This is a genomic window from Micromonospora sp. DT62 (genome assembly GCF_049847285.1).
Classification (GTDB): Bacteria; Actinomycetota; Actinomycetes; order Mycobacteriales; family Micromonosporaceae; genus Micromonospora; species Micromonospora reichwaldensis.
Genome location: NZ_JBNCOB010000001.1, coordinates 684,602 through 708,300 on the forward strand (window position 1 = coordinate 684,602; position 23,699 = coordinate 708,300).

The 23,699-nt window shown below is 73.2% G+C and carries 19 protein-coding genes; 7 read left to right on the plus strand and 12 right to left on the minus strand.

The features are described 5' to 3' along the window. From ACPXCB_RS03120 to ACPXCB_RS03130, 3 genes are all read left to right on the plus strand, one after another. Positions 1-531, plus strand: coding sequence for a carboxymuconolactone decarboxylase family protein (locus ACPXCB_RS03120; protein ID WP_425871951.1), 531 nt, complete (start codon positions 1-3; stop codon positions 529-531). Positions 532-722: 191 nt separating this feature from the next. After that, complete coding sequence (locus ACPXCB_RS03125) at positions 723-1,181, plus strand: PRC-barrel domain containing protein (protein ID WP_425871953.1); 459 nt, start codon at positions 723-725, stop codon at positions 1,179-1,181. Positions 1,182-1,210: 29 nt separating this feature from the next. Further along, the gene (locus ACPXCB_RS03130) at positions 1,211-1,975 is read left to right on the plus strand and encodes a tyrosine-protein phosphatase (RefSeq protein ID WP_425872145.1); all 765 of its coding nucleotides are present in this window, start codon (positions 1,211-1,213) and stop codon (positions 1,973-1,975) included. Positions 1,976-2,047: 72 nt separating this feature from the next. Here ACPXCB_RS03130 and ACPXCB_RS03135 read toward each other — a convergent pair whose 3' ends face one another. Continuing rightward, positions 2,048-3,145: a branched-chain amino acid aminotransferase gene (locus tag ACPXCB_RS03135; protein WP_425871955.1), complete on the minus strand. Its 1,098-nt coding sequence runs from the start codon at positions 3,143-3,145 to the stop codon at positions 2,048-2,050. A 194-nt stretch (positions 3,146-3,339) separates the two neighbouring features. Next, on the minus strand, positions 3,340-4,371 hold the full coding sequence (locus ACPXCB_RS03140; protein WP_425871957.1) for a 3-isopropylmalate dehydrogenase: 1,032 nt from the start codon (positions 4,369-4,371) through the stop codon (positions 3,340-3,342). Between the two features lie 223 nt (positions 4,372-4,594). Between ACPXCB_RS03140 and ACPXCB_RS03145 the strand changes: the two genes are divergently transcribed. Together ACPXCB_RS03145 and ACPXCB_RS03150 are read left to right on the plus strand one after the other, a co-directional pair. Beyond that, positions 4,595-5,440: an FAD:protein FMN transferase gene (locus ACPXCB_RS03145; RefSeq protein WP_425871958.1), complete on the plus strand. Its 846-nt coding sequence runs from the start codon at positions 4,595-4,597 to the stop codon at positions 5,438-5,440. Between the two features lie 321 nt (positions 5,441-5,761). Beyond that, a complete protein-coding gene (locus ACPXCB_RS03150; protein WP_425871960.1) occupies positions 5,762-6,118 on the plus strand; it encodes a hypothetical protein in 357 nt (118 codons plus the stop codon). A 63-nt stretch (positions 6,119-6,181) separates the two neighbouring features. Here the strand turns inward: ACPXCB_RS03150 and serA are convergent, their stop codons facing one another. The 5 genes from serA to ACPXCB_RS03175 form a co-directional block, all read right to left on the minus strand. Then, on the minus strand, positions 6,182-7,780 hold the full coding sequence (gene serA / locus ACPXCB_RS03155) for a phosphoglycerate dehydrogenase (protein ID WP_311411001.1): 1,599 nt from the start codon (positions 7,778-7,780) through the stop codon (positions 6,182-6,184). Between the two features lie 274 nt (positions 7,781-8,054). Beyond that, the gene (gene ilvC / locus ACPXCB_RS03160) at positions 8,055-9,068 is read right to left on the minus strand and encodes a ketol-acid reductoisomerase (RefSeq protein WP_151455720.1); all 1,014 of its coding nucleotides are present in this window, start codon (positions 9,066-9,068) and stop codon (positions 8,055-8,057) included. Positions 9,069-9,195: 127 nt separating this feature from the next. Next, positions 9,196-9,711 carry an acetolactate synthase small subunit gene (gene ilvN, locus ACPXCB_RS03165; RefSeq protein ID WP_089001623.1) on the minus strand — a complete coding sequence of 172 codons (516 nt, stop codon included), beginning with the start codon at positions 9,709-9,711 and terminating at the stop codon, positions 9,196-9,198. Continuing rightward, positions 9,711-11,597, minus strand: a complete 1,887-nt coding sequence (locus ACPXCB_RS03170) for an acetolactate synthase large subunit (RefSeq protein WP_425871962.1) — start codon at positions 11,595-11,597, stop codon at positions 9,711-9,713. The genes ilvN and ACPXCB_RS03170 overlap by 1 nt, the downstream gene beginning before the upstream one ends. Positions 11,598-11,864: 267 nt before the next feature. Continuing rightward, positions 11,865-14,189, minus strand: coding sequence for a putative bifunctional diguanylate cyclase/phosphodiesterase (locus ACPXCB_RS03175; protein ID WP_425872147.1), 2,325 nt, complete (start codon positions 14,187-14,189; stop codon positions 11,865-11,867). Positions 14,190-14,317: 128 nt separating this feature from the next. Here ACPXCB_RS03175 and ilvD point away from each other — a divergent pair, with 128 nt between their 5' ends. After that, a complete protein-coding gene (ilvD, locus tag ACPXCB_RS03180) occupies positions 14,318-16,165 on the plus strand; it encodes a dihydroxy-acid dehydratase (protein WP_425871964.1) in 1,848 nt (615 codons plus the stop codon). A gap of 250 nt (positions 16,166-16,415) precedes the next feature. On the opposite strand, the gene ACPXCB_RS03185 is transcribed toward ilvD, so the two are convergent. Next, entirely contained in the window at positions 16,416-17,009 is a 594-nt protein-coding gene (locus tag ACPXCB_RS03185) for a hypothetical protein (RefSeq protein WP_425871965.1), read from the minus strand. Between the two features lie 280 nt (positions 17,010-17,289). On the opposite strand from ACPXCB_RS03185, the gene ACPXCB_RS03190 reads away from it, so the two are divergent. Further along, entirely contained in the window at positions 17,290-18,066 is a 777-nt protein-coding gene (locus ACPXCB_RS03190; protein ID WP_425871967.1) for a hypothetical protein, read from the plus strand. Positions 18,067-18,152: 86 nt separating this feature from the next. On the opposite strand, the gene ACPXCB_RS03195 is transcribed toward ACPXCB_RS03190, so the two are convergent. The 4 genes from ACPXCB_RS03195 to ACPXCB_RS03210 form a co-directional block, all read right to left on the minus strand. After that, positions 18,153-19,856, minus strand: coding sequence for a SulP family inorganic anion transporter (locus ACPXCB_RS03195; protein ID WP_425871969.1), 1,704 nt, complete (start codon positions 19,854-19,856; stop codon positions 18,153-18,155). After that, the gene (locus ACPXCB_RS03200) at positions 19,853-20,191 is read right to left on the minus strand and encodes an ArsR/SmtB family transcription factor (protein WP_425871971.1); all 339 of its coding nucleotides are present in this window, start codon (positions 20,189-20,191) and stop codon (positions 19,853-19,855) included. The genes ACPXCB_RS03195 and ACPXCB_RS03200 overlap by 4 nt, the downstream gene beginning before the upstream one ends. A gap of 173 nt (positions 20,192-20,364) precedes the next feature. Continuing rightward, on the minus strand, positions 20,365-22,812 hold the full coding sequence (locus tag ACPXCB_RS03205; RefSeq protein WP_425871973.1) for a glycoside hydrolase family 2 protein: 2,448 nt from the start codon (positions 22,810-22,812) through the stop codon (positions 20,365-20,367). Continuing rightward, entirely contained in the window at positions 22,809-23,642 is an 834-nt protein-coding gene (locus tag ACPXCB_RS03210) for a carbohydrate ABC transporter permease (protein ID WP_425872149.1), read from the minus strand. The genes ACPXCB_RS03205 and ACPXCB_RS03210 overlap by 4 nt, the downstream gene beginning before the upstream one ends. Between the last annotated feature and the right edge of the window lie 57 nt (positions 23,643-23,699).

Sequence of the window (23,699 nt, forward strand, 5' to 3'; positions counted from 1 at the left end):
ATGGGTCTGGACGCGGTCAAGGCGGCTCTGCCCGAGTACGCCAAGGACATCAAGCTCAACCTCAGCTCCACCATCGCCACCAGCACGCTGAAGCCGGAGCAGGCGTGGGGCACCGCCCTGGCCTGTGCCGTCGCGGCGCGCAACCCGGTGGTGCTGCGCGAGATCGCGGCCGAGGCGGCCACCCACCTCGGGCCGGAGGCGGTCGAGGCCGCCAAGGGCGCCGCCGCGATCATGGCGATGAACAACGTCTACTACCGGGCCAAGCACCTGATCGGCGACGAGCAGTACCAGTCGATCCCGGCGCGGCTGCGGATGCAGATCATCGCCAAGCCGGGCGTGGACAAGGCCGACTTCGAGCTCTGGTGCCTGGCGGTCTCGGCGATCACCGGCTGCGGGGTGTGCCTGGAGTCGCACGAGAAGACCCTGCGCAACGCGGGCTTCAGCCGTGAGCAGGTGCACGAGGGACTGCGCATCGCCGCCGTCGTGCACGCCGCCGCGGTGACCCTGGACGCCCAGGCCGCGCTCGCCTGACGGGTACGACACGCAGGGCCGGCGCCGCGATGCGGCGCCGGCCCTGCATCGTCCCCGGCGCCCGGCCCGCGTCGTCCCCGGCGCCGGCCCCGCCGTTTCCGGTGGCGACGGCCCGGGTAGCTCCTCGGGAGCAGACGAGAGACACCCGGACCGGCGAGACGACTGGCGACAGTCGGGGCAGGAGTTGTCAGATGGACAGGCTCGACCCGCACAGCACCCACGGCAGCCCGGACCCGCTGCGCGGCGGCGGCCAGGGCGAGTTCGCCGGCGGCGCCCCGGCCGGCACGTTCGACCCGTGGCGCTACCGCGACACCGCGAGGGTCGCCGACGCCGACCTGGTCGGCTACAAGGTCGAGGCCAGCGACGGCGGCATCGGCAAGATCGACAGCGCCAGCCACGAGGTGAACGACAGCTACCTCGTGGTGGACACCGGGCCGTGGATCTTCGGCCGGAAGGTCATGGTCCCGGCCGGCACCGTCAACCACGTCGACCACGACGAGCGCAAGGTGTACGTCGACCGGAGCAAGGACCAGATCAAGGCCGCCCCGGAGTACGACGAGACCGCCGACACCGACCCCACCTACCGGGACCGCCTCGGCGGCTACTACGGCGAGACGTACTCGGCCATCCCGCCCGGCACCGCCCGCTGACCGGCACGGCGCGCGACGGCCTCCCGCGGATCGCGGGAGGCCGTTACCGTGTCAGCGTGGACTCCATTGAGGTCGGTCGCCGGATCCCCTTCTCCGCGACGTTCAACTTCCGCGACGTGGGCGGCCACGTCGGCCACGACGGTCGCACGGTGCGCCCGGGGCGGCTCTACCGCTCCGACTCGCTGCACCGCATCGACGACTCCGACCGGGAGGCGTTCGCCGCCCTCGGCGTCCGCACGGTCGTCGACCTGCGCCGCCCGTACGAGGTGGAGCGTGACGGCCGCGTCCCCCACTTCGACGGCCTGACCTGGCGCAACATCCACCCGGAGCACGCGGAGTGGGGCGAGCGGCCCTACCGTCCCGGCACCGACCTGGCCCGCTACCTGGCCGACCGGTACGCCGACCTCGCCGGGACGGGCACCGCCGGTCTCGCCGAGGCGATCGGGCTGATCGCCGAGGACGCCAACGCCCCCGTGGTCGTGCACTGCGTCGCCGGCAAGGACCGCACGGGCATCGTCTGCGGGCTCACCCTCGCGGTGCTCGGCGTCGCCGACGACGACATCGCCGCCGACTACGCCCTGAGCGCCGAGGCCGGCGAGCGGTACCGCGCCTGGTTCGAGGCCACCGGCCAGCGGGCGGGGCACCCCCTGCCGGTGCTGACCTGCCCCGCCGAGGCCATGACGCTCTTCCTCGCCGAGCTGCGGGAGGCCCACGGCTCGGTGGAGGGCTACCTGCGCCACGCCGGCGTCACCGACGCCCAACTCGCCGCGCTGCGCGAGCACCTGCTGACCTGACCCCACCCTCCCGTGACGGCGCCGCCCCCGCACCGGGCGGCGCGGGGGCGGGGCGGTGCCGTCAGGGGCGGATCAGAGGATGCGGCGGACCCAGCCGTGCGGGTCGTCGGCCCTGCCCCGCTGGAGGTCGACGAGCTGCTGGCGCAGGGCCGTCGTGACCCGCCCGGGCTCGCCGCCACCCACCAGGAACTCGCCGTCGGGGAAGCGCACCCGCCCGATCGGGGTGACGACCGCGGCGGTGCCGCAGGCGAACACCTCGCGGAGCCGGCCGCTCGCGGCGTCCGCCTGCCAGTCGGCGAAGCTCACCGGCCGCTCCTCGATGCGGTGCCCGGCGTCGGCGGCCAGGGTGAGCACCGACTCCCGGGTGATGCCGGGCAGGATCGTGCCGGTCAGCGGCGGGGTGACCACGGTGTCGTCGTCGTAGACGAAGAACACGTTCATGCCGCCCAGCTCGTCGACGTGGCGCCGCTCCACCGCGTCCAGGAAGACCACCTGGTCGCAGCCGTGCTCGATCGCCTCGGCCTGCGCCACCAGCGAGGCGGCGTAGTTGCCGCCGCACTTCGCGGCGCCGGTGCCGCCCGGGGCGGCCCGGGTGTAGTCCGGGGAGACCCAGACCGTCACCGGCTTCACCCCGCCGGAGAAGTACGCGCCGACCGGCGAGGCGATCACCACGTAGAGGTATTCGTTGGCGGGCCGGACGCCGAGGAACACCTCGCTGGCGAACATGAAGGGCCGCAGGTAGAGGCTGCCGTCCTCGCCCTCGGGGATCCAGCCCTGGTCGGCGTCCACGAGCTGACGCAGCGAGTCGACGAACACCTCCTCGGGCAGCGGCGGCATCGCCATGCGCCGGGCGGAGGCGGCGAACCGGGCGGCGTTGGCCTCCGGGCGGAACATGGTGACCCCGCCGTCGGCCGTCCGGTAGGCCTTCAGCCCCTCGAAGATCTCCTGCGCGTAGTGCAGCACCGCGGCGGCCGGGTCCATCGGGATCGGCGCCCGCGCCTCGACCCGGGCGTCGTACCAGCCCTTGCCGTCGGCATAGCGGATGGTGACCATGTGGTCGGTGAAGACCCGCCCGAACCCCGGGTTGGCCAGCAGGGCGGCCCGGTCCGCGACGGATACCGGCGCGGGATTCGGACGGATCTCGAAGTCGAGCTTGTCACCACCGCTCATCGCGCTGACCTCCCTGCGGGACTACGGCACACGGGTCCGCATGCCGAGAAATCTGGTGCGAGAAACTTACCCCGAACGGTCGTTCAGCGGGTAGCGCCGCCCGGCGTACCGGCAGCGCGGGACGGGTGCGCGCCGCCGGACCGGGGTGCGGCCGGGCGGCGTCGTCGGAACCTCGGGGTGGGTGGCCGGCGGCCTCAGGAGGTGGCGTACCCGGCCAGCCGGTCGCCGACCTCCTCGGTGCGCAGTGCCGCGCCCGGGGCCCGGCCGGCCAGCTCCACGCCCACCGCCGCGGTGACCCGGGCGGCGGCGTCGGCGTGCCCGAGCTGGTCGAGCAGCAGGGCCGCCGAGAGTACGGCCGCCACCGGGTCGGCCACGCCGCGCCCGGCGATGTCCGGCGCCGAGCCGTGTACCGGCTCGAACATCGAGGGGTACGCCCCCTCGGGGTTGATGCTGCCGCTGGCGGCCAGCCCGATCCCGCCGGTGACGGCGGCGGCGATGTCGGTGAGGATGTCGCCGAACAGGTTGTCGGTGACCACCACGTCGTAGCGCTGCGGCTGGGTGACCAGGAACATCGCGGCGGCGTCGACGTGCTGGTACTCCGTGGTCACGTCGGGGTGCTCGGCCGCCACGGCCTCGAACGCGCGCGCCCACAACGAGCCCGCGTGGGTGAGCACGTTGGTCTTGTGCACGAGGGTGACCTTGCGCCGCTCCCGGCGCGCGGCGCGGGCGAAGGCGTCGCGGATCACCCGCTCCACGCCGTGCCGGGTGTTCAGGCTCTCCTCGGTGGCGACCTCCGCCGGGGTGCCCCGGTGCAGCGCGCCACCGGCGCCGGCGTAGAGGCCCTCGGTGCCCTCGCGGACGACCACCAGGTCGACCTCGCCGGGCTTGACGCTCGCCAGCGGCCCGGCCACGCCGGGCCAGAGCCGCGACGGGCGCAGGTTGACGTACTGGTCGAAGGCGAAGCGCAGCTTGAGCAGCAGGCCCCGCTCCAGCACGCCCGGCGGCACGGTCGGGTCGCCGACGGCGCCGAGCAGGATCGCGTCGTGCCCGGCCAGCTCGGTGAGCACCGAGTCGGGCAGCACCTCGCCGGTGCGGTGCCAGCGGGCGGCGCCGAGGTCGTACTCGGTGGCGTCCACCCCCGGCAGCACGGCGTCGATGACCTTGCGGGCCTGCGCGACCACCTCGGGTCCGATCCCGTCCCCGGCCACCACCGCGATCCGTGCCACGTCCCTGTGCTCCCTCGCCTCGCCGTTTCGTCCGACCGTACGCCGCCGTCCCGCCTCCCGGTACGGACCTTCCAGAATGCGGGAAAGAAGGATGCACAGGATCCTCCCAGGTGGCATTCATGGTGAGGTCATCTCCGCTGCCTAGCGTGGTGACGAGCGGGTCAACGGGGGCCCGTGACGGAGGACGCGAGGACGCGGCCGGCGTCAGCGAGGGAGCAGCGTCATGCGGATCGACCAGCAGCCACGGACCCGATGGGTGGACCAGTCGGCCTTCCAGCCGCGCCGGCCGGACCTGCGGCTGGGCGCCCGCAGTCACCGCGCGGACCGGCCCGGCACGGTCGGCGAGGACCGCATCGCCGTCCAGCACACCGTGCGGACCTCCACGGCGGAATACTCGCTGCTGCTCAACGCCCCCGAGTGGCTGGGCCGTCGCGGTGTCGGGGAGGCGCTGCGGGACGCGGTGGCGGAACTGCGGGCCATCGACCTCACCTACGGCCCGACCCGACCGGAGAGCCTGGTCTCCCGGCTGCGCCGGGGCGAGATCAGCCCCGACTCGTACCCGCCGCTGGCCGACCTGGTGGACCGCTGCGCGGCGATGCGGGCGGCCACCGACGGCTGGTTCGACGCTTGGGCGGTGCCCGGCGGCTTCGACCCCGGCGGCCTGCTCGGCGGGTGGGCGGTGGAGCGGGCCGCCGCCCGGCTGCGCGCCGCCGGCATCCACGACTACGCCGTGCTGAGCGGCGCCGACCTGGTCGTCCGCGGGCACGCGGCGCACGGCGGCCCGTGGCGGGTGGCGGTGCACCACCCGACGGACCAGCACCGGGCGCCGCTCGTGCTGGAGATGACCGCGGGCGCAGTCGGCACCTCGGGGGTGAGCGGCCGGCAGGGGCACGTGGTGGACCCGCACACCGGGGAGCCCGCCGAACAGTTGGTCGCCGCGACGGTCGTCGGGCCGGACCTCGCCGTCGCCGACGCCTACGCCACCGCGCTCTTCGCCGCCGGGCCGGCCGGGCTGGACTGGTTCCGCGACGGGTCGGACTACCGCGTGCTCTTCGCCCACCGCCGCTGAGCCGGTCCCGCGTCGACCCGGCGAGTGGGCCGGGCGCGCGATCGGCCCCCACGGTCTCGGCAACGACCGTGAGGGCCGGTCAGCGACGAGTGCGCGTGGCTCGCGCAATCGAGGGGTGCGGGCCGGTCAGCCGGACGTCGACCTCGTCACCCGAAGACGGGCCCACGCCGCGAGCTCGGCCAGTGACCGCACCGATACGCTAGCGAATCGACGCAACTCAACGCAAGGGTCTCCACAGCGGACCGTCGTGACTGGAGCGTGCCGGTCCGGGCCGGCGGGCCGATTTCGACGCGGTGATCCACGGATGGCACGCTGTCCGCCGTGAGTTTCGATCTGAGCGTGTGGGCCCTGGCGGACGGGGCGACACCCGAGGACGTGCGGGCGGCGGTGCTGCGGTGCCGGCGGGGACAGCACCTCGACCGGTACCCGGACCCACGGGTGGTGGCGTTCTACCGCGCCATCACCGGTAGCTACCCGGACCGGCCGGCCGGCCCCGGCACCCCGTGGGCGGTGGCGCCGCTGCACGCGGCCAGCGACCACGTCGAGCTGAACCTGCACCCGACCTGCGAAGACCAGGTGCTGCTCGACATCGAACGGCTGGCCGGCGCGTACGACCTGATGCTCTTCGACGCGCAGGACGGCTCGGTCTACCCGCCGCCGGCCCGGCTGCCCGGCTGACCACTCCCCGGACACGACGAGGGGCCCGGCGGATCGCCGGGCCCCCGCTGTCGCACGCTCAGGTCACTCGTCGCGCAGGTCCGCCGCGCTGGCCGCGACCGCGCCGATCGACTCCGCCGCCGAGGTGAGCAGGTCCGCGCCGAGCGCCTGGTCGACCGTGAGGGTCATCAGGGTCTCGCCGCCGGCCTCGCGGCGGGCCACCTGCATCGCCGCGATGTTGACGCCGGCCTCGCCGAGCAGCGTCCCGACCGTGCCGACCACGCCCGGGCGGTCGACGTAGCGCAGGAAGACCAGGATGCCCTCCGCGCCGATCTCCACGTCGAAGCCGTCGACCTCGGTGAGCTTGATGACGTCGCGGCCGCCGGCGGTGGTCACCGTGCCGGAGACGCTGACCGTACGGCCGTCGGGCAGCGCGCCACGGACGGTGACCAGGCTGGGGTGGTCGGCCGAGTCGGCCTGGGCGAGCAGCGTGACCTCGACGCCGCGCTCGGCGGCCAGGTGCGGCGCGTTGACGTAGGTGACCTGCTCCTCGACCACCGAGCTGAACAGCCCCTTGGTGGCGGCGAGCTTCAGCACCGACACGTCGTGGTTGACGATCTCGCCGCGCACCTCGACGGTGACGCTGGCGGCCACCCCGCCCGCGACGGCGGTGAAGGCCCGGCCGAGCTTCTCGGCGAGCGGCAGCAGCGGCCGTACGTCCTCGGCGACCACGCCGCCGGCCTGCACGTTCACGGCGTCCGGCACGAACTCGCCCTGCAGCGCCAGCTTCACGCTCTTGGCCACGGCCAGGCCGGCCTTGTCCTGCGCCTCGCCCGTGGAGGCGCCCAGGTGCGGGGTGGCGACCACGTTGTCGAAGGCGAACAGCGGCGAGGAGGTGCAGGGCTCCTTGGCGTAGACGTCCACGCCCGCGCCGGCGACCCGGCCCTCGGCGATCGCGTCGGCCAGGGCCTGCTCGTCGACGAGCCCGCCCCGGGCGGCGTTGACGATCCGGACGCCGGGCTTGACGACGGCCAGCTCCTTCTCGCCGATCAGGCCGACGGTCTCCGGGGTCTTGGGCAGGTGGATCGAGATGAAGTCGCTCTCCCGCAGCAGCTCCTCCAGGCCCACCAGGCGGACGCCGAGCTGGGCCGCGCGGGCCGGCTGGATGTAGGGGTCGTACGCGATCAGCCGGGTGCCGAAGGCGGCGATCCGCTGGGCGAAGAGCACGCCGATGCGGCCGAGGCCGACCACGCCGACGGTCTTGCCCTGGATCTCGACGCCGGTGTACTTCGACCGCTTCCACTCCCCCGCCTTCAGCGCGGCGCTGGCGCTGGCGGTGTTGCGGGCCACGGCGAGCAGCAGCGCGAGGGCCTGCTCGGCGGCGGAGACGATGTTCGAGGTGGGGGCGTTGACGACCATGACGCCCCGCGCGGTGGCGGCCGGCACCTCGACGTTGTCCAGACCCACGCCCGCCCGGGCGACGACCTTCAGCCGGGGCGCGGCGGCGATCGCCTCGGCGTCGATCCGGGTGGCGCTGCGCACGATGACGGCGTCGGCCTCGGAGAGCGCCGAGAGCAGGGCCGGACGGTCGGTGCCGTCGACGTGCCGGACGTCGAAGTCGTGGGCGAGCACCTCGATGGCGGCGGGGGCGAGTTCTTCGGCGATCAGTACGACAGGAGTCATTGGTCCTCGTAGTTGTCGTCAGAGGTGGGCCGGGCTGCGGGACGCCGCGCTGCGCCCTGCGCTGATCCGGGCCATGGCCGTCAGGTGCCGGCTACGCACCTACCCCGCGATCGTAGGGGGCCGGCCGGCCGGCATGTCCCGGACTACGGGGTGAGTGCCCTCACAACGGGTGACGACGCGCCGGTGGACGGCGAGCGGCGTGACGGTGCGGACAGGGAGCGGCCCGGTCCGGGCGCCGGGGAGAGCGCCCGGGCCGGGCCGCCGGGGGTGTGCGTCAGGCGGTCTCGGTGATCGGGCGGTCGACCCAGCTCATCATGCCGCGCAGCTTGCTGCCGGTCTCCTCGATCGGGTGCGCCGCGCCCTCGGCCTGCCACTTGCTGAAGTTGGGCCGGCCGGCCTCGTCCTCGGCCACCCACTCCCGGGCGAACTCGCCGGACTGGACCTCGCTGAGGATCTTGCGCATCTCCTCCTTGACCCGGGCGTCGATGACGCGCGGGCCACGGGAGAGGTCGCCGTACTCGGCCGTGTCGGAGATGCTGTAGCGCATCTTCGCGATGCCGCCCTCGTACATGAGGTCGACGATCAGCTTCAGCTCGTGCAGGCACTCGAAGTAGGCCACCTCGGGGGCGTAGCCCGCCTCGGTGAGCACCTCGAAGCCGGTCTGCACGAGCGCCGCCGCGCCGCCGCAGAGCACCGCCTGCTCGCCGAAGAGGTCGGTCTCGGTCTCCTCGGTGAAGGTGGTCCGGATGACGCCGGCCCGGGTACCGCCGATGCCCTTGGCGTACGACAGGGCCAGCGCGAGGGCGCTGCCGCTGGCGTCCTGCTCGACGGCGACCAGGCAGGGCACGCCCTTGCCGTCGGCGTACTGGCGGCGGACCAGGTGGCCCGGGCCCTTCGGCGCGACCATCGCCACGTCGACGTCGGCCGGCGGCTTGATCAGGCCGTAGCGGATGTTGAAGCCGTGGCCGAAGAAGAGCGCCTTGCCCGGGGCCAGGTTCGGCGCGATCGACTCGGCGTAGATGCTGCGCTGGGCGGTGTCCGGCGCGAGGATCATGATGACGTCGGCCTCGGCCGCCGCGTCGGCCGGCGTGAGCACCCGCAGGCCCTGCTCCTCGGCCTTGGCCCGGCTCTTGGAGGCCTCCGGCAGACCGATCACCACGTCGACCCCGGAGTCGCGCAGCGACAGCGCGTGGGCGTGGCCCTGGCTGCCGTACCCGATCACCGCCACCTTGCGGCCCTGGATCAGGCCCAGGTCGGCATCGTCGTCGTAGTACACCTCAACGCTCATGGTTTCCCTTTCGTACGGCGGCCCGGGCGGCCCGTCGTGGATCTGTGCGGTGTCGGTCCCAGGCGGCGCTAGGCGCCGGCACTGGTCGGGCGGTCCCGGCCGGCGCGGGGCGCCGGCCGGGTCGGGGTCAGGCGGCCCGGAGCGAGGGTCCGGCGGTGATGGAGCGCGAGCCGCGCCCGATCGCCACCAGCCCGGACTGGACCATCTCCTTGATCCCGAACGGTTCGAGGTCGCGCAGCAGCGCGTCGAGCTTGTCCGGGGTGCCGGTGGCCTCGATGGTCAGCGTGTCCGGCGCCACGTCGACCACCCGGGCCCGGAACAGGCCCACCGTCTCCAGCACCTGGGCCCGGGCCGCGCGGTCGGCGCGCACCTTGACCAGGAGCAGCTCCCGGGCGACCGAGACCTGCGGGTCCAGCTCGACGATCTTGAGCACGTTGACCAGCTTGTTGAGCTGCTTGGTGACCTGCTCCAGCGGGGACGACTCGGCGTTGACCACGATGGTGATCCGCGAGACGTCCGGGTTCTCGGTCTCCCCGACGGCGAGACTGTCGATGTTGAAGCCGCGCCGGGAGAACAGCCCGGAGACCCGGGCCAGGACGCCCGGCTTGTTCTCCACCAGGACGCTCAGGGTGTGCATGGTCATCAGATGTCATCCTCGTCGAAGGCTGGGCGGACGCCCCGGGCGAACATGATCTCGTCGTTGCTGGTGCCGGCGGCGACCATCGGCCACACCATGGCGTCCTTGCCGACGACGAAGTCGATGACCACCGGGGCGTCGTCGATGGCCATCGCGGCGGCGATGGTCCGGTCGACGTCCTCGGCGTTCTCGCAGCGCAGGCCCACGCAGCCGAGCGCCTCCGCGAGCTTCAGGAAGTCGGGGATGCGGTGCTTGTGGGTGCCGAGGTCGGTGTTGGAGTAGCGCTCCCCGTAGAACAGGGTCTGCCACTGCCGCACCATGCCGAGGTTGCCGTTGTTGATCACGGCGATCTTGACCGGGATGCCCTCCAGCGCGCAGGTGGCCAGCTCCTGGTTGGTCATCTGGAAGCAGCCGTCGCCGTCGATCGCCCACACCACCGTGTCGGGCTTGCCGACCTTGGCGCCCATCGCCGCCGGCACCGCGTAGCCCATCGTCCCGAGGCCGCCGGAGTTCAACCAGGTGTACGGCTTCTCGTAGGAGACGAACTGCGAGGCCCACATCTGGTGCTGGCCGACCCCCGCGACGTAGATCGCGTCCGGGCCGACGAGCTCGCCGAGCCGCTTGATCACGTACTGCGGGGAGAGGGTGCCGTCGGCCGGCTCCTCGTAGCCCAGCGGGTACCGCTTGCGCAGGTCGTCGAGCTGGGTCCACCAGTCGGCGAGGTCGGCACGACGGCCGGCCGCCTGCTCGTTGGTCACCGCCGCGATCAGCTCGTCGATGACGTGCCGGGCGTCGCCGACGATCGGGACGTCCGCGTGCCGGTTCTTGCCGATCTCGGCCGGGTCGATGTCGGCGTGCACCACCGCCGCGTCCGGGGCGAACGAGTCCAGCTTGCCGGTGACCCGGTCGTCGAAGCGGGCCCCCAGGGCCACGATCAGGTCGGCCTTCTGCAGGCCGTAGACCGCGGAGACCGTGCCGTGCATGCCGGGCATGCCCAGGTGCTGCGGGTGCGAGTCGGGGAACGCGCCGAGGGCCATCAGCGTGGTGACCACCGGGATCCCGGTCAGCTCGGCCAGCCGGCGCAGCCCCTCCGTGGCGCCGGCCTTCAGCACGCCACCGCCGACGTAGAGCACCGGGCGCCGGGCGGTGGCCATCAGTCGGGCCGCCTCGCGGATCTGCTTGCCGTGCGGGTGCAGGGTCGGGCGGTAGCCGGGCAGGTCCAGCGTCGGCGGCCAGGTGAAGGTGGTGGGCGCCTGGAGGACGTCCTTGGGGATGTCGACCAGGACCGGCCCGGGCCGACCGGTGGCGGCCAGGTGGAACGCCTCGGCCAGCACCCGGGGGATCTCCTCGGCCTCCTGCACCAGGAAGTTGTGCTTGGTGATCGGCAGGGTGATGCCCTGGATGTCCGCCTCCTGGAAGGCGTCCGTGCCGATCGAGGGCCGCGCGACCTGGCCGGTGATGGCCACGATCGGCACCGAGTCCATGTACGCGTCGGCGATCGGGGTGACCAGGTTCGTCGCGCCGGGTCCGGAGGTGGCCATGCAGACCCCCACCCGGCCGGTGGCCTGGGCGTAGCCCGTCGCCGCGTGCCCGGCGCCCTGCTCGTGGCGGACCAGGATGTGCCGGACGGTGGAGTCGTAGAGCGGGTCGTACGCCGGCAGGATGGCGCCGCCCGGAATGCCGAAGACGACGTCGACGCCGAGCGCCTCGAGGGACCGCACGAGCGAACCGGCGCCGCTGACCTGGGCCGGAGCGGGTGTGCGTACCCCCGGGACGGCCGGGGTGGCCGCGGCGCGGGCGGTGCCGGCGTGCTCGGCGTCGCTCGCGGGCTCGGCGACCGTGCGGGCCCGCCGGGCGGAGTGGGCGAGTGTCTCTGGCGTGGGTCTCGTCATGGCGGTTCAGGCCTTCGGCTGGAGTGGGTGCGGCTGTTCGAGCGGGTGACGCGGGCGACGCCCGGCGTCGATGGGTCCGACGGCAACAAAAAAGCCCTCGTGCAGGTTGCACGGGGCCAGCGCACTCTCGACATGGAGAGTGCGCTCAGGTAAGTACTCGCAGCGACCGGTACGACGACATGCGGCAAGCCTGACGCATCTCACGCGATGAGTCAACTGATCCCACATGTTGGTTCACGGACCACCGGGTTTCACCCGTCCGGGGCGCTAGTAACCCTGCTCCACCTGCGCGGACCCCGGCCCGGAGGGGCGCGGGGCGGGCAGCGTCGGCAGCCGCCGGGGCGGCGGCGCGGCGGGCGGGCCGGCCGGCGCCGGGGCCGGGGCCGGGCGGGCCCCCGGGGACGTGGCCGCCTCCAGCATCGCCTCCAGGTGCTCGGCCGGCACGCCCCAGCCGAAGAGCGCTCCCTGGCCGAACCGGCAGCCGGCGGCGACCACGGCGGCCAGCTCCGTCGGCGTGGTCACCCCCTCGGCGATGACCTCCAGACCGAGCTGGTGGCCGAGGCGCATGACGATGTCGACCATCGGCGCGAACGCTGGGCCGTCCCTGCCCACCGGCCGCACCGGCTCGTGCTCCGCGACCAGCCCGTGGTCGATCTTGAGGATGTCGATCGGCAGGCGGCGCAGCTGGCCCAGCGAGGAGTACCCGGCGCCGAAGTCGTCCAGCGCGATCCGGACACCCGTCAGCCGCAGCGCCGTCAGCCGTCGGATCAGCTCGTCCAGGTCCGTCGCGACGGCGTGCTCGGTGACCTCCAGCACCAGCCGCTGCGGCGGCACGCGGTGGGCGCGCAGCGCCTCGGCGACCTGGACCACGTACTCCGGGGCGTGCAGCTCGCGGGGGGACACGTTGACCGAGACCCAGACGTCGTGGCCGTCGGCCAGCCAGCGGGAGAGCTGGTGGCACGCCTGGTGCAGCACCCAGGCGCCCAGCTTGGCGATCATCCCGCACTCCTCGGCCAGCGGGATGAACTCGTCCGGGCCGACCTTGCCCAGCACCGGGTGCCGCCAGCGCAGCAGCGCCTCCGCGCCGACCGGGCGCACCGAGGGCAGCGAGGCGACCGGCTGGAACACCAGACGCAGCTCGTCGCGCTCGATCGCGCCGCGCAGCTCGTGCTCCAGCGTGGTACGCCGGCGCAGCAGCTGGTCGTACGCGGCGTCGTAGCGCTCGATCCGGTTCTTGCCGCGCTGCTTGGCGTAGCGCAGCGCCAGGTCGGCGTGGCGCAGCAGCAGCTCCACGTCGGGCTCGCCCGTCCAGCCGGCCACCCCGATGCTCACCGACAGGAAGACCGGCCCCTCCGGCTGGTCGTAGGCGCGCCCGAGCACGCCGAGCAGGCGCTCGGCGACCCGGTCCGCGTCGGCGGGCTGGCCGTGCATCAGCACCGCGAACTCGTCGCCGCCGAGCCGGGCCGCCACGTCGCCGGGGCGCAGGTTGGCGCGCAGCCGCTCGCCGACCTCGGCCAGCACCGCGTCGCCCACGTCGTGGCCGCGCATGTCGTTGACGTGCTTGAAGCCGTCGAGGTCGAGCCCGAGCAGCACGCAGGGGGCGCCGGCCTCGGCGCACCGGTGCAGCGCCTGCAGCAGCCCTCGCCGGTTGGCCAGCCCGGTCAGCTGGTCGGTGTGTGCCAGCTCGCGGAAGTGCGCCTCCCGCTCGGCCAGCCGCCGCGCGTAGCCGCGCACGTCGTGCAGCGTGAGGTACTGCCGGGTCACCAGGGCGAAGCCCTCCACGCTGCCGGCGACGATGCCGAGCGCGTCGAACCGGCCGTCCTGGAGCAGGTGGTACATCGCCGAGGCGGCCATGGCGAACATCGGGACGAACGCGTACGCGCCGTCGCGGCGGATCAGGTCGGGCGGCGGCCGGTCCGCCGCGTCCGGGCGGCGGGCGGCCGACGCGGCGGCGACCAGGCCGGCGGCGAGCACTCCCGCCCCGACCAGCGCCATGCCCGGCCCGGCCTGGCAGAGACCGGTGGCGATGCCGAGCCCGCCGCAGGTCACGGCGGTGGCCCCGGCGCCGACCCAGGTTGCGCGACCGCGCGGCGGCGGGGCGCGGAACGCCACGATCAGGGCGAGCCCGGCGGTCAGGGCCGCGCTGACCGTGGCGAGCAGGATCGGCACGCAGGCCACCGGGGTGGCGTCGCCGAGCAGCCGGGTGGGCTCGGAGAAGACCACCCAGCCGACGAACCAGAACGCCGTCGCCATCACCAGGCCGTCGAGCGCCAGCCGGACGGTGGCCGCCGCCGGGGCGGCCACGCCGGGCAGCCGGAGCAGCCCGGCGGAGAAGAGCAGCCCGCTGGCCGCCGTGCCGATCGACACGACGCCGGCCCAGCCGGTGTGCCCGTCCGGGGCGTGCCCCGCGTGCCCGGCGGTGGAGAGCGCCACGGCCGCCCCGACCAGCAGGGTGACCAGCGCCACCCCGGATGCGGCGGCGAGCAGCGCGTACGCCTGCCGGTGCGGCCCGGCGCTGCGCCGGGCGCCGACGGCCGACAGCGCGGTGGCCGCCGCGGCGACCAGCCCGCACAGCACCGCGACCGCGACCATGCCCGGGGGGAACTGCACGTCCCAACTGTGCCGGATGCGCGCGCGGCGTGGGGGCCCGGGTGTGCAACCTTTGGGACACGTCGCGCACGACGGCCGGCCGTCCCGGCGGCGGTGTAACACTGGTGGGCATGCCTGAGCTGCGGTCGAAGACCTCCACGCACGGTCGGACGATGGCCGGCGCCCGGGCCCTCTGGCGGGCCACCGGGATGACCGACGACGACTTCGGCAAGCCGATCGTCGCCATCGCCAACAGCTTCACCCAGTTCGTACCCGGTCACGTGCACCTCAAGGACATGGGCGGTCTGGTCGCCGAGGCGGTGGCGGAGGCTGGCGGGGTGGGCCGCGAGTTCAACACGATCGCCGTGGACGACGGCATCGCCATGGGCCACGGCGGCATGCTCTACTCCCTGCCCAGCCGGGAGCTGATCGCCGACGCGGTGGAGTACATGGTCAACGCGCACTGCGCCGACGCCCTGGTCTGCATCTCGAACTGCGACAAGATCACCCCGGGCATGCTGCTGGCCGCCCTGCGGCTGAACATCCCGGCCGTCTTCGTCTCCGGCGGACCGATGGAGGCCGGCAAGACCGTGGCGATCGAGGGCGTCGTGCACTCCAAGATCGACCTGATCGACGCGATGATCGCCTCCTCCAACGAGGCCGTCACCGACGACCAGCTCGGCGAGATCGAGCGGTCGGCCTGCCCGACCTGCGGCTCCTGCTCCGGCATGTTCACCGCCAACTCGATGAACTGCCTCACCGAGGCGATCGGCCTGGCGCTGCCGGGCAACGGCTCGACGCTGGCGACCCACGCCGCGCGCCGGTCGCTCTTCGTCGAGGCCGGCCGCACCGCCGTGGAGATCGCCAAGCGGTGGTACGACGGCGACGACGCCTCCGTGCTGCCCCGCGCCCTCGCGAGCCGGGCCGCGTTCGAGAACGCCGTGGCCCTCGACGTGGCCATGGGCGGCTCGACCAACACGATCCTGCACCTGCTCGCCGCCGCCCGCGAGGCCGAGCTGGACTTCGGCGTCGCCGACATCGACGCCGTCTCCCGCCGGGTGCCCTGCCTGGCCAAGGTCGCCCCGAACTCCCCGAACTACCACATGGAGGACGTGCACCGGGCCGGCGGCATCCCGGCCATCCTCGGCGAACTGGACCGGGCCGGCCTGCTGCACCGGGACGTGCACGCGGTGCACTCCCCCAGCCTGGAGCGCTGGCTCGCCGACTGGGACGTCCGGGGCGGGTCGGCGACGCCGGAGGCGGTCGAGCTGTTCCACGCCGCCCCGGGCGGGGTGCGCACCGTCGAGCCGTTCTCCACCACCAACCGCTGGTCGTCGCTGGACACCGACGCCGCCGGGGGCTGCGTGCGGGACCTCGCGCACGCCTACAGCGCCGACGGCGGGCTGGCGATCCTGCACGGCAACCTCGCGCCGGACGGCTGCGTGGTGAAGACCGCCGGGGTGCCCGAGGAGTGCCTGACCTTCCGCGGCCCGGCCAAGGTCTACGAGTCCCAGGACGACGCCGTCGAGGCGATCCTCAACAAGCGGATCGTCGCCGGCGACGTGGTGGTGATCCGCTACGAGGGCCCGAAGGGTGGCCCCGGCATGCAGGAGATGCTCTACCCCACCTCGTTCCTCAAGGGCCGGGGGCTGGGCCGCTCCTGCGCGCTGCTCACCGACGGCCGCTTCTCCGGCGGCACCTCCGGGCTCTCCATCGGGCACGTCTCCCCCGAGGCGGCCTCCGGCGGGCTGATCGCCCTCGTCGAGTCCGGCGACGAGATCGTCATCGACATCCCGGGCCGGTCGATCGAGCTGAACGTGGCCCCCGACGTGCTGGAGGCGCGGCGCATCGCGCAGGAGAAGCGCGACAAGCCGTACACCCCGGTCGACCGGCAGCGGCCGGTGTCCGCGGCGCTGCGCGCGTACGCCTCGATGGCCACCTCGGCCAGCGACGGCGCCTACCGCCGCGTCCCGGAGTAGCCGCCGCGGCGGGCCGTCTTCGTGAGCGGGTGCCGGTGCTCCCGAGACGGTGGCGCCGTACGACCCTTCGCCTGGGGCGAAGGGCCGTACGGGCGCTGTCGAGCTGAGTCGTTGGTGACATCAGGCGGTGACGTCCGGGCGGCGCTGCGGCACCAGACGGCGGTGAATCGTCTACGACGTCAGAAGGACAACGGTGTCGTGCACCGGGTGCGACGCACCTGGGACCGTCGCACCCGTGGCAACCGAAGGCTCAGCCGGCGAACAGCGTTCCGAGGTCCTTGTACGCCTGGTCGAAGCGGGCCATCGCCGCCGCGATGTTGGGCTCTGGCTGCGGATCACCGAGCGCCTTCTGCATCAGTTCGAGCCCGCCAACCAGGTTCTCCCCGCTCGCCACCAGCGACGGCTGCGGATCCGGGTCACCGTGGAACTTCTCGTTCTCCAGGTCCGCCCAGCCGACCTGGCGGAGCTTCACCTCTGAACCCTCCAGCAGTTTCGCCGACGACCAGAAGCTCTCCGTCGCCAACTCCCGCAGGCGCTCCGCCTTGATCGGGTCCACGGCCTGCGCCGCCTCCCCCAGCAGCGACATGCCCCGACCCAGCCGGTCCAGATACTCGAATCGCTTCTCCGGGTCGATCCGGTCCCACAACTCGTAGACCGGCGGGCAACTCAGACACTCGATCGGCCCGATCGGTCTCGGCTTGAACTCCGGCAGCACGATCTCATGGCAGTCGAAGATCGGCCGACCACCGAACTCACCGACCTGGAAACAGATCTTCACCGGCTGACCAGCGGCACTGGCTGGTGTGGCCGGTACCAGCAGCGCCGCAGTGACGACGAGCGCCATCGCGAGCAGTATGCGACGAAAACGACTCATGTGATACCTCCAGAGAGACGTCGATGCCTCGTCATTGTTGTCTGTCGATGCAATGAGGCGCAGCAAGGATGCTTGTCCATCCCGTGACCGCACCCGAGCAGGACTGTCGGATGGGCAACACTTCCTGGGCTCCACAGAGGAGTGCGGCGTCGAATGGAGCCATGTCCCCCGATCTTTGCCTCGGCACCGGTGAGCGACCCGGAGCGGCGCAGTGAACCAGCCGAGTCCACCGCCTTCGGACAGGCGGGTCGTGCTGGTGTCGACGGCTGCCGGCGTGGTGGGCGCGGTGGCGGGTGTCATGCAGTGGCTGACCAGCGCCGGCGCCTGGGCCGTGGTGGCGGTCGGGCTCGCCGGCCTCGCCGCGGCCTGCTGGGCGCTGGGGTGGCTCTGGATGCAGCGCCGCCCGGTTCTCGCCACCCTGGTGGTGCTGTTCCTCGTGGTCCTGTCGGCGGTGACCGGCGCGGCCACCGACCGCATCGTGGGCCGGAGTACGGGTAAACCCACGACGGTCGCGGCGACCCCCACCCCCGACGACCGGTCGACCAGCGCTGTCCCGACGTCCCCCACCTCAGCGTCGACCTCCCCGGCGACACCGACCGGCCGTCCCACCGACCCGACCGAGGCCCCCGATCCGAGCACCACCGCGAGCCCGACCTCCGACGGCGTGAAGCCTCCGAGTCGCACCGGCAAGGGGGTCACCCTCTCGATGAGCTACTCCCTCGACCTCGACTCCACGGCCACGAACTGGAACGTCCAGTACGGTTATTCACTCGGCCAGGGCCTGGACGTGTATCTGAACCGCGGGACCCCACCGGTGCGGACCCCTGGTGACGTCGTCGTGATCGACCAGACGCCGTCCGAAAGCGCCTGCGAGACGTCCGTTACCCGGCAGAACGACATCCTCAGCCAACAAATCCGGACAGGCCAGTCCTTCTGTGTGCGGACGACAGAAAAACGTTGGGCGTGGTTGACCGTCAAGCGCTACGAACCAGGGAAGACGCTCACCTTCGACGTGATCGTCTGGTAGCGGCGGGCGCGGGCCGCCAGTCACCACCCCGACCTCGTCGCCTCCGCCCGCACTATCTCCCTCAGCCGGGAGCGTGACGACGCTGCTCACCCAGCCGTGGCCGCCACCTGAGCGTCGTCGCCGGCGATGCCTTCTCTGCCGGGCAGCACGACGGTGCGGGCGTACCGGATCGCGGCCGGGGTGTCGGGGAAGACCAGGCCGTCGCGGCGCAGCTGGTCGGCCACGCCGAGAGTGGCCAACACCTGGTCGTGGCCGGGGACGATGCCGGAGAGCAGCACCGTGATGCCGCGTTCCTGGAGCCGGAGGATGGCGTCGCCGAGCACCTGCGCGCCGGTCGCGTCGAGGGTGCTCACCCGGGACATCCGCAGGATGACCACGCGTACGTCGGCCACGTCGGAGAGTTGGAGCAGGAAGCTGTGCGCGGCGGCGAAGAAGAGCGGGCCGTCCAGCCGGTAGGCCACTATGTGGTCGGTGAGCAGGGCCTGTTCCTCGGCGCTGTGCTCGCCGGGGTCGAGGGGAACCTGTTCCACGCGGGCCGTACGGGCCACCGCGCGCAGCGCGATCACGATCGCCACGCCCACCCCGACCGCCACGGCGGTGACCAGGTCCAGCGCCACCGTGACCGCGAAGGTGAGCACCAGCACGAGGGCGTCGCCCCGGGTGGCACGGGCCAGCGCCCACAGGGCCCCGGCCTCGACCATCCGGACCGTGGTGGCCAGTAGGACACCGGCCAGCGCGGCGAGCGGGATCCGGCCCACCAGGGGCGCGGCGGCCAGCACGATCCCGGCGAGGGCGACGGCGTGGGTGAGCGAGGCCAACTTCGAACTCGCGCCGGCGCGCACGTTCACCGCCGTACGGGCGATGGCGGCGGTGGCCGGGATCCCGCCGAACACGGGGGCGGCGAGGTTGGCCAGCCCCTGGCCGAAAAGTTCGCGATCGGGGTCGTGGCGCTGGCCCACGGTCATCTGGTCGGCCACGGTGGCGGAGAGCAGGCTCTCCAACGCGGCCAGCGCCGCGACCGCGAGAGCGGAGGGCAGCAGGACCCCGACGGCGTCGAGGTCGAGAAAGCCCAGCGAGGGCGCGGGCAGGCCGGCGGGCAGGGTGCCGATGCGGACCAGTTCGACCGGAGCGGTCTCGGCCAGTACGGTCGCGGCGGCCACCCCGAGCAGGGAGAACGGCAAGCCGGGACGCCATCGGGCACCGAGCAGCATCATCGCCGCCACACCGAGGGCCACCGCGACAGGGACCGGCCGTGGATCCGCGACGAACCGGACGACCGCGTCGGCGGCGACGGCCCAGACGCGGTCGCCGTGCGCATCGGTGACCCCGAGCGCGGCCGGCACCTGTTGCAGGGCGATGACCACCGCGATGCCGGCGGTGAACCCCTCGATCACGGGGACGGGCAGGTAGTGGACGTACCGGCCGAGGCGGGCGAGGGCCAGTGCGATCAGTACCAGCCCGGCCAGTACCCCGACCATCAGCACCCCGGTGGGGCCGAACTGCTGGACCACCGGCACCAGCACCACGGTCATCGCCCCGGTCGGTCCGGAGACCTGGAGGTGGGAGCCGCCGAAGACGGCGGCGACGGCGCCGGCCACCACCGCCGTCACCAGCCCGGCCTGGGCCCCGAGCCCGGAGGTGACGCCGAAGGCCAGGGCCAGCGGCAGCGCCACCACGGCCACGGTCAGCCCGGCGAGCAGGTCGCGCCGGGGCGCGCGGCGCACCGCCAGCCAGTCGGCGCGTGGTGGCAGCAGCCCGACGAACCGGTCACGCACCGAAAGTGTGCTCACCGGCCCCGCCCGTCGGCCCGAAGCTGGTCCAACAGCGCGTCGCGGTCGGTGAGGACGGCGCCGAGGATGCGGCGGCCGGCGGCCAGCAGGTCCGCCACGTCCGGGGTGCTGAGGGCGTAGACGACGAGGGCGCCGTCGCGGCTGGAGGTGACCATGCCGGCCCGGCGCAGCACCGCGAGCTGCTGGGACAGGTTGGACGCCTCCACGTCGATCGCCGCCAGCAGGTCGCGGACCGGCTTCGGCCCCTCCTGGAGCAGTTCCAGCACCCGGATCCGCACCGGGTGGCCGAGGGTGCGGAACAGCTCCGCCTTCGCCTGGTAGAGCGGTACCGACACGTCAGCCTCCGTCACGCGACGCCACATCCGATTGCTGACTTTAGCACTTGCAAAAACCTTCAACTCATCCGCCGACTCCCGCCCACCGCCCCCGCTCGGACGGAGACCTTGGCGAGGAACGGCCTCTGGAGGGGCCGGATCTTGCCAAGATCTCCGTCGTGGCACCGGCCGGGTCAGCCGGCGAGGTCGTTGACGCAACGTAGGACGGGGCGGGTGGTCAGGGCCGCCGGGTCCAGCGGGGCGCCCGCGCGCACCGTGAACGTGGCCGACTCCCCCGGCAGGAGGGTGACCAGCGCCTCGTCGGCCTCGGCCGTCGGGTCGAGGCGGTCCGGGAAGAGCGTCACGTCCCGCAGGACCGTGCGGGCGGTGACCCGGACCCGCTGGCCGCCGTCGACCGGCTCGACCGCCGCGTCGTACCGGGCCGCCGGCCAGTCGGCGTCGCGGTCCTCGGCGAAGAACCAGAGCGCCCGCTCGGCCGTCCCGCCCGCCTCGGCCACCAGCAGCTCGCGCCGGGCCTCGTCCGGCCGCGCCAGCTCCGCCGGCAGCGCCAGCTCGATCCTGGCGTACGCGGGGACGTCCAGCTCCAGCGTCGTCTTCGCCCGGGGCTCGCCGGTCAGGGTCAGCCGGGTCACCGATGCCGTCGCCCGCCACGGGGTCGACCCGTCGTTGACCCCGACCAGGGCCAGGCCACCGTCGCGGGGCTGGACGGTCAGCAGCCGGTCGGCGTACGCGCGGCGCAGCGCGTACCACAGGGGCTTGCGGCGGCCGTCGCCGTCGACGGCCGACCAGGAGGTCACCGGCCAGCAGTCGTTGAGCTGCCAGACGATGGTGCCGGCGCAGACGTCCCGGTGCGAGCGGAAGTGCTCGACGGCGAGCTGGATCGCCCGCGCCTGGTTGAGCTGGGTCAGCCAGTGCCAGTCGTCGAAGTCCGCCGGCACCGGCAGGTGCGCGTCGAGCCCCCGGCGGAGCTTGGCGTCGCCGTCGATGGCCTTCTGGTGGTGCGCCATGCCGGGCGAGTCGGGTGCGAGGGGCTCGTCGGACAGCGCCCGGCGCAGCGTCGCGTACGCGGGCGGGGCCTGGTAGCCGAACTCGGCGACGAAGCGCGGCACGTACTCGCGGTACTTCGTGTAGTCGTCGGCGTTCCAGACGTCCCAGATGTGCGTGGTGCCGTGCGCCGGGTCGTTGGGGTGGATCTCCTCGCTGCCTGACCACGGGCTGCCCGGCCAGTACGGCCGCGTCGGGTCCAGTTCGGCCACGATCCGGGGCAGCAGTTCCAGGTAGTAGCCGCGTCCCCAGGTGCGCCCCGCCAGGGGCTCCTGCCAGTCCCAGTCGTGCCAGCCCCAGATGTTCTCGTTGTTGCCGGTCCAGAGCACCAGCGACGGGTGCGGCGCGAGCCGGATCACCTGCTCGGCGGCCTCGGCGGCCACCTCGGCGCGCAGCGGCTCCTCCTCGGGGTAGGCGGCGCAGGCGAAGAGGAAGTCCTGCTGTACGAGCAGGCCCAGCTCGTCGGCGAGGTCGTAGAAGTCGTCCGACTCGTACCGGCCGCCGCCCCAGACGCGCAGCAGGTTGACGTTCGCGTCGGCGGCCTGCCGGAACCGGTGCGCCAACCGGTCCCGGGTGATCCGGGTGGGGAAGACGTCGTCGGGGATCCAGTTGACCCCCCGGACGAAGACCGGGGTGTCGTTGACGTGCAGGGCGAACGGGGTGCCGTGCGCGTCGGGGGTGGTGTCGAGGCGTACGGAGCGGAAGCCGATGCGCCGCGACCAGGTGTCGAGCGGGTGGTCGTCGGCGTCGTGCAGGGTCACCTCCAGCGGGTGCAGCGGCTGGTCGCCGTACCCCCGGGGCCACCAGAGCGCGGGGTCGCGGACGGTGAGGGCCAGCACGGCCGTGCGCTCCCCCGCCGGGATCGTCGCCTCGGCCGCCGCGCCGGCGACGGTCGCCCGCACGGTGAGCGGCGCGGCGCCGGCCCGCTCGACCTCGACGTGCAGCTCCACCCGGCCGTCCCCGCCCTCGACGGTCACCAGGGGACGCACGACAGCCAGCCGGGCGGTGGACCAGGCGTGCAGCCCGATCTCCTGCCAGATGCCGGCGGTGACCAGGGTCGGCCCCCAGTCCCAGCCGAAGTTGCAGGCCATCTTGCGGATGAACGGGAACGGCTCCGGATAGGCGTTCGGCCGGTCCCCGAGTCGGTCCCGCTGCGCCTCGGCGTAGCGGTAGGCGGAGTCGAAGCGTACGACCAGGGTGTTGGACCCGGCGACCAACCGCGACCGGACGTCGAAGCGGTGACCGCGGTGCATGTTCTCGGTCCGGCCGACCTCGGCTCCGTTGAGGGTGAGCGTGGCCACGGTGTCCAGGCCGGCGCAGACCAGGTCGACCCGCTCGTCGCCGCCCGGCCGGTGGGTGAAGGTGGTCTCGTAGACCCAGTCGGTACGGCCGATCCAGGCCAGGTCCTTCTCGTTGTCGTCCAGGTACGGGTCGGGGATCAGGCCGGCGGCCAGCAGGTCGGTGTGCACGCAGCCGGGAACGGTGGCCGGCACGGCGCGGCCCGCGATCCCGGCCGGCACCTGCGGCCCCTCCTCCGCCCGCAGGGTCCAACCCTCGTGCAACGCTTGCCGGGTCACGACTTCACCGTGCCTTCCATGATTCCACGAACGATCTGACGGCCGCCGATGAAGAGCATCACCAGCAGCGGGAGGGTGGCGACCAGGGCCCCGGCGAGCACCCGCCGGTACAGCACGTAGTTGCCGCTGGCGAGGTCGGACAGGGCGACCATCGAGGTCGGGTAGTCGGTGCCGCCGAGGGTGATCAACGGCCACTGGAACTCGTTCCAGGTGGCGACGAAGGTCAGCAGGCCGAGCACCGCCATGGCGGGCCGGACCGCCGGCACCACCACGCTCCAGAAGATCCGCATGGTGCTCGCGCCGTCCATCCGCGCGGCCTCGACCAGCTCGTCGGGAACCGCGTCGAGGATGAACTGCCGCATGTAGAAGACGCCGAACGCGCTGACCAGGCCGGGCACGATCACCGCGAGGAGGGTGCCGTTCCAGCCGCCCTCGCCGGGCATCCGGCCCATCAGGATGTAGAGGGCGACGACGCCGAGCTGGTTCGGCACCGTCATGGTCAGGACGACCATGACCATCAGCGCGTTGCGCCCCTTGAAGCGCAGCTTGGCGAAGGCGAAGCCGGCCAGCGCGCAGAAGAAGAGCACCGACGCCGTCACCACCGACGACACGATCACGCTGTTGCCGAGCGACTGGAGGAAGAACACGTCCTGCATGGAGAAGACCTCCCGCAGGTTGGTGACGAGCTGACCGCCGGGCAGCACCTGCGGCGGGATCTGCGCCAGCGCCTCGTCGGTGTTCGTGGCGATGACGAACATCCAGTAGAGCGGGAACGCCGAGAACGCGATCACGACGCTCAGGAACAGGTAGGTCCAGACGGTGCCGGGCATGTGCTGCGGCGCCCGACCCGTCAGCGCCCTCCGCCGGGGATTCGAGGCGCTCACCTG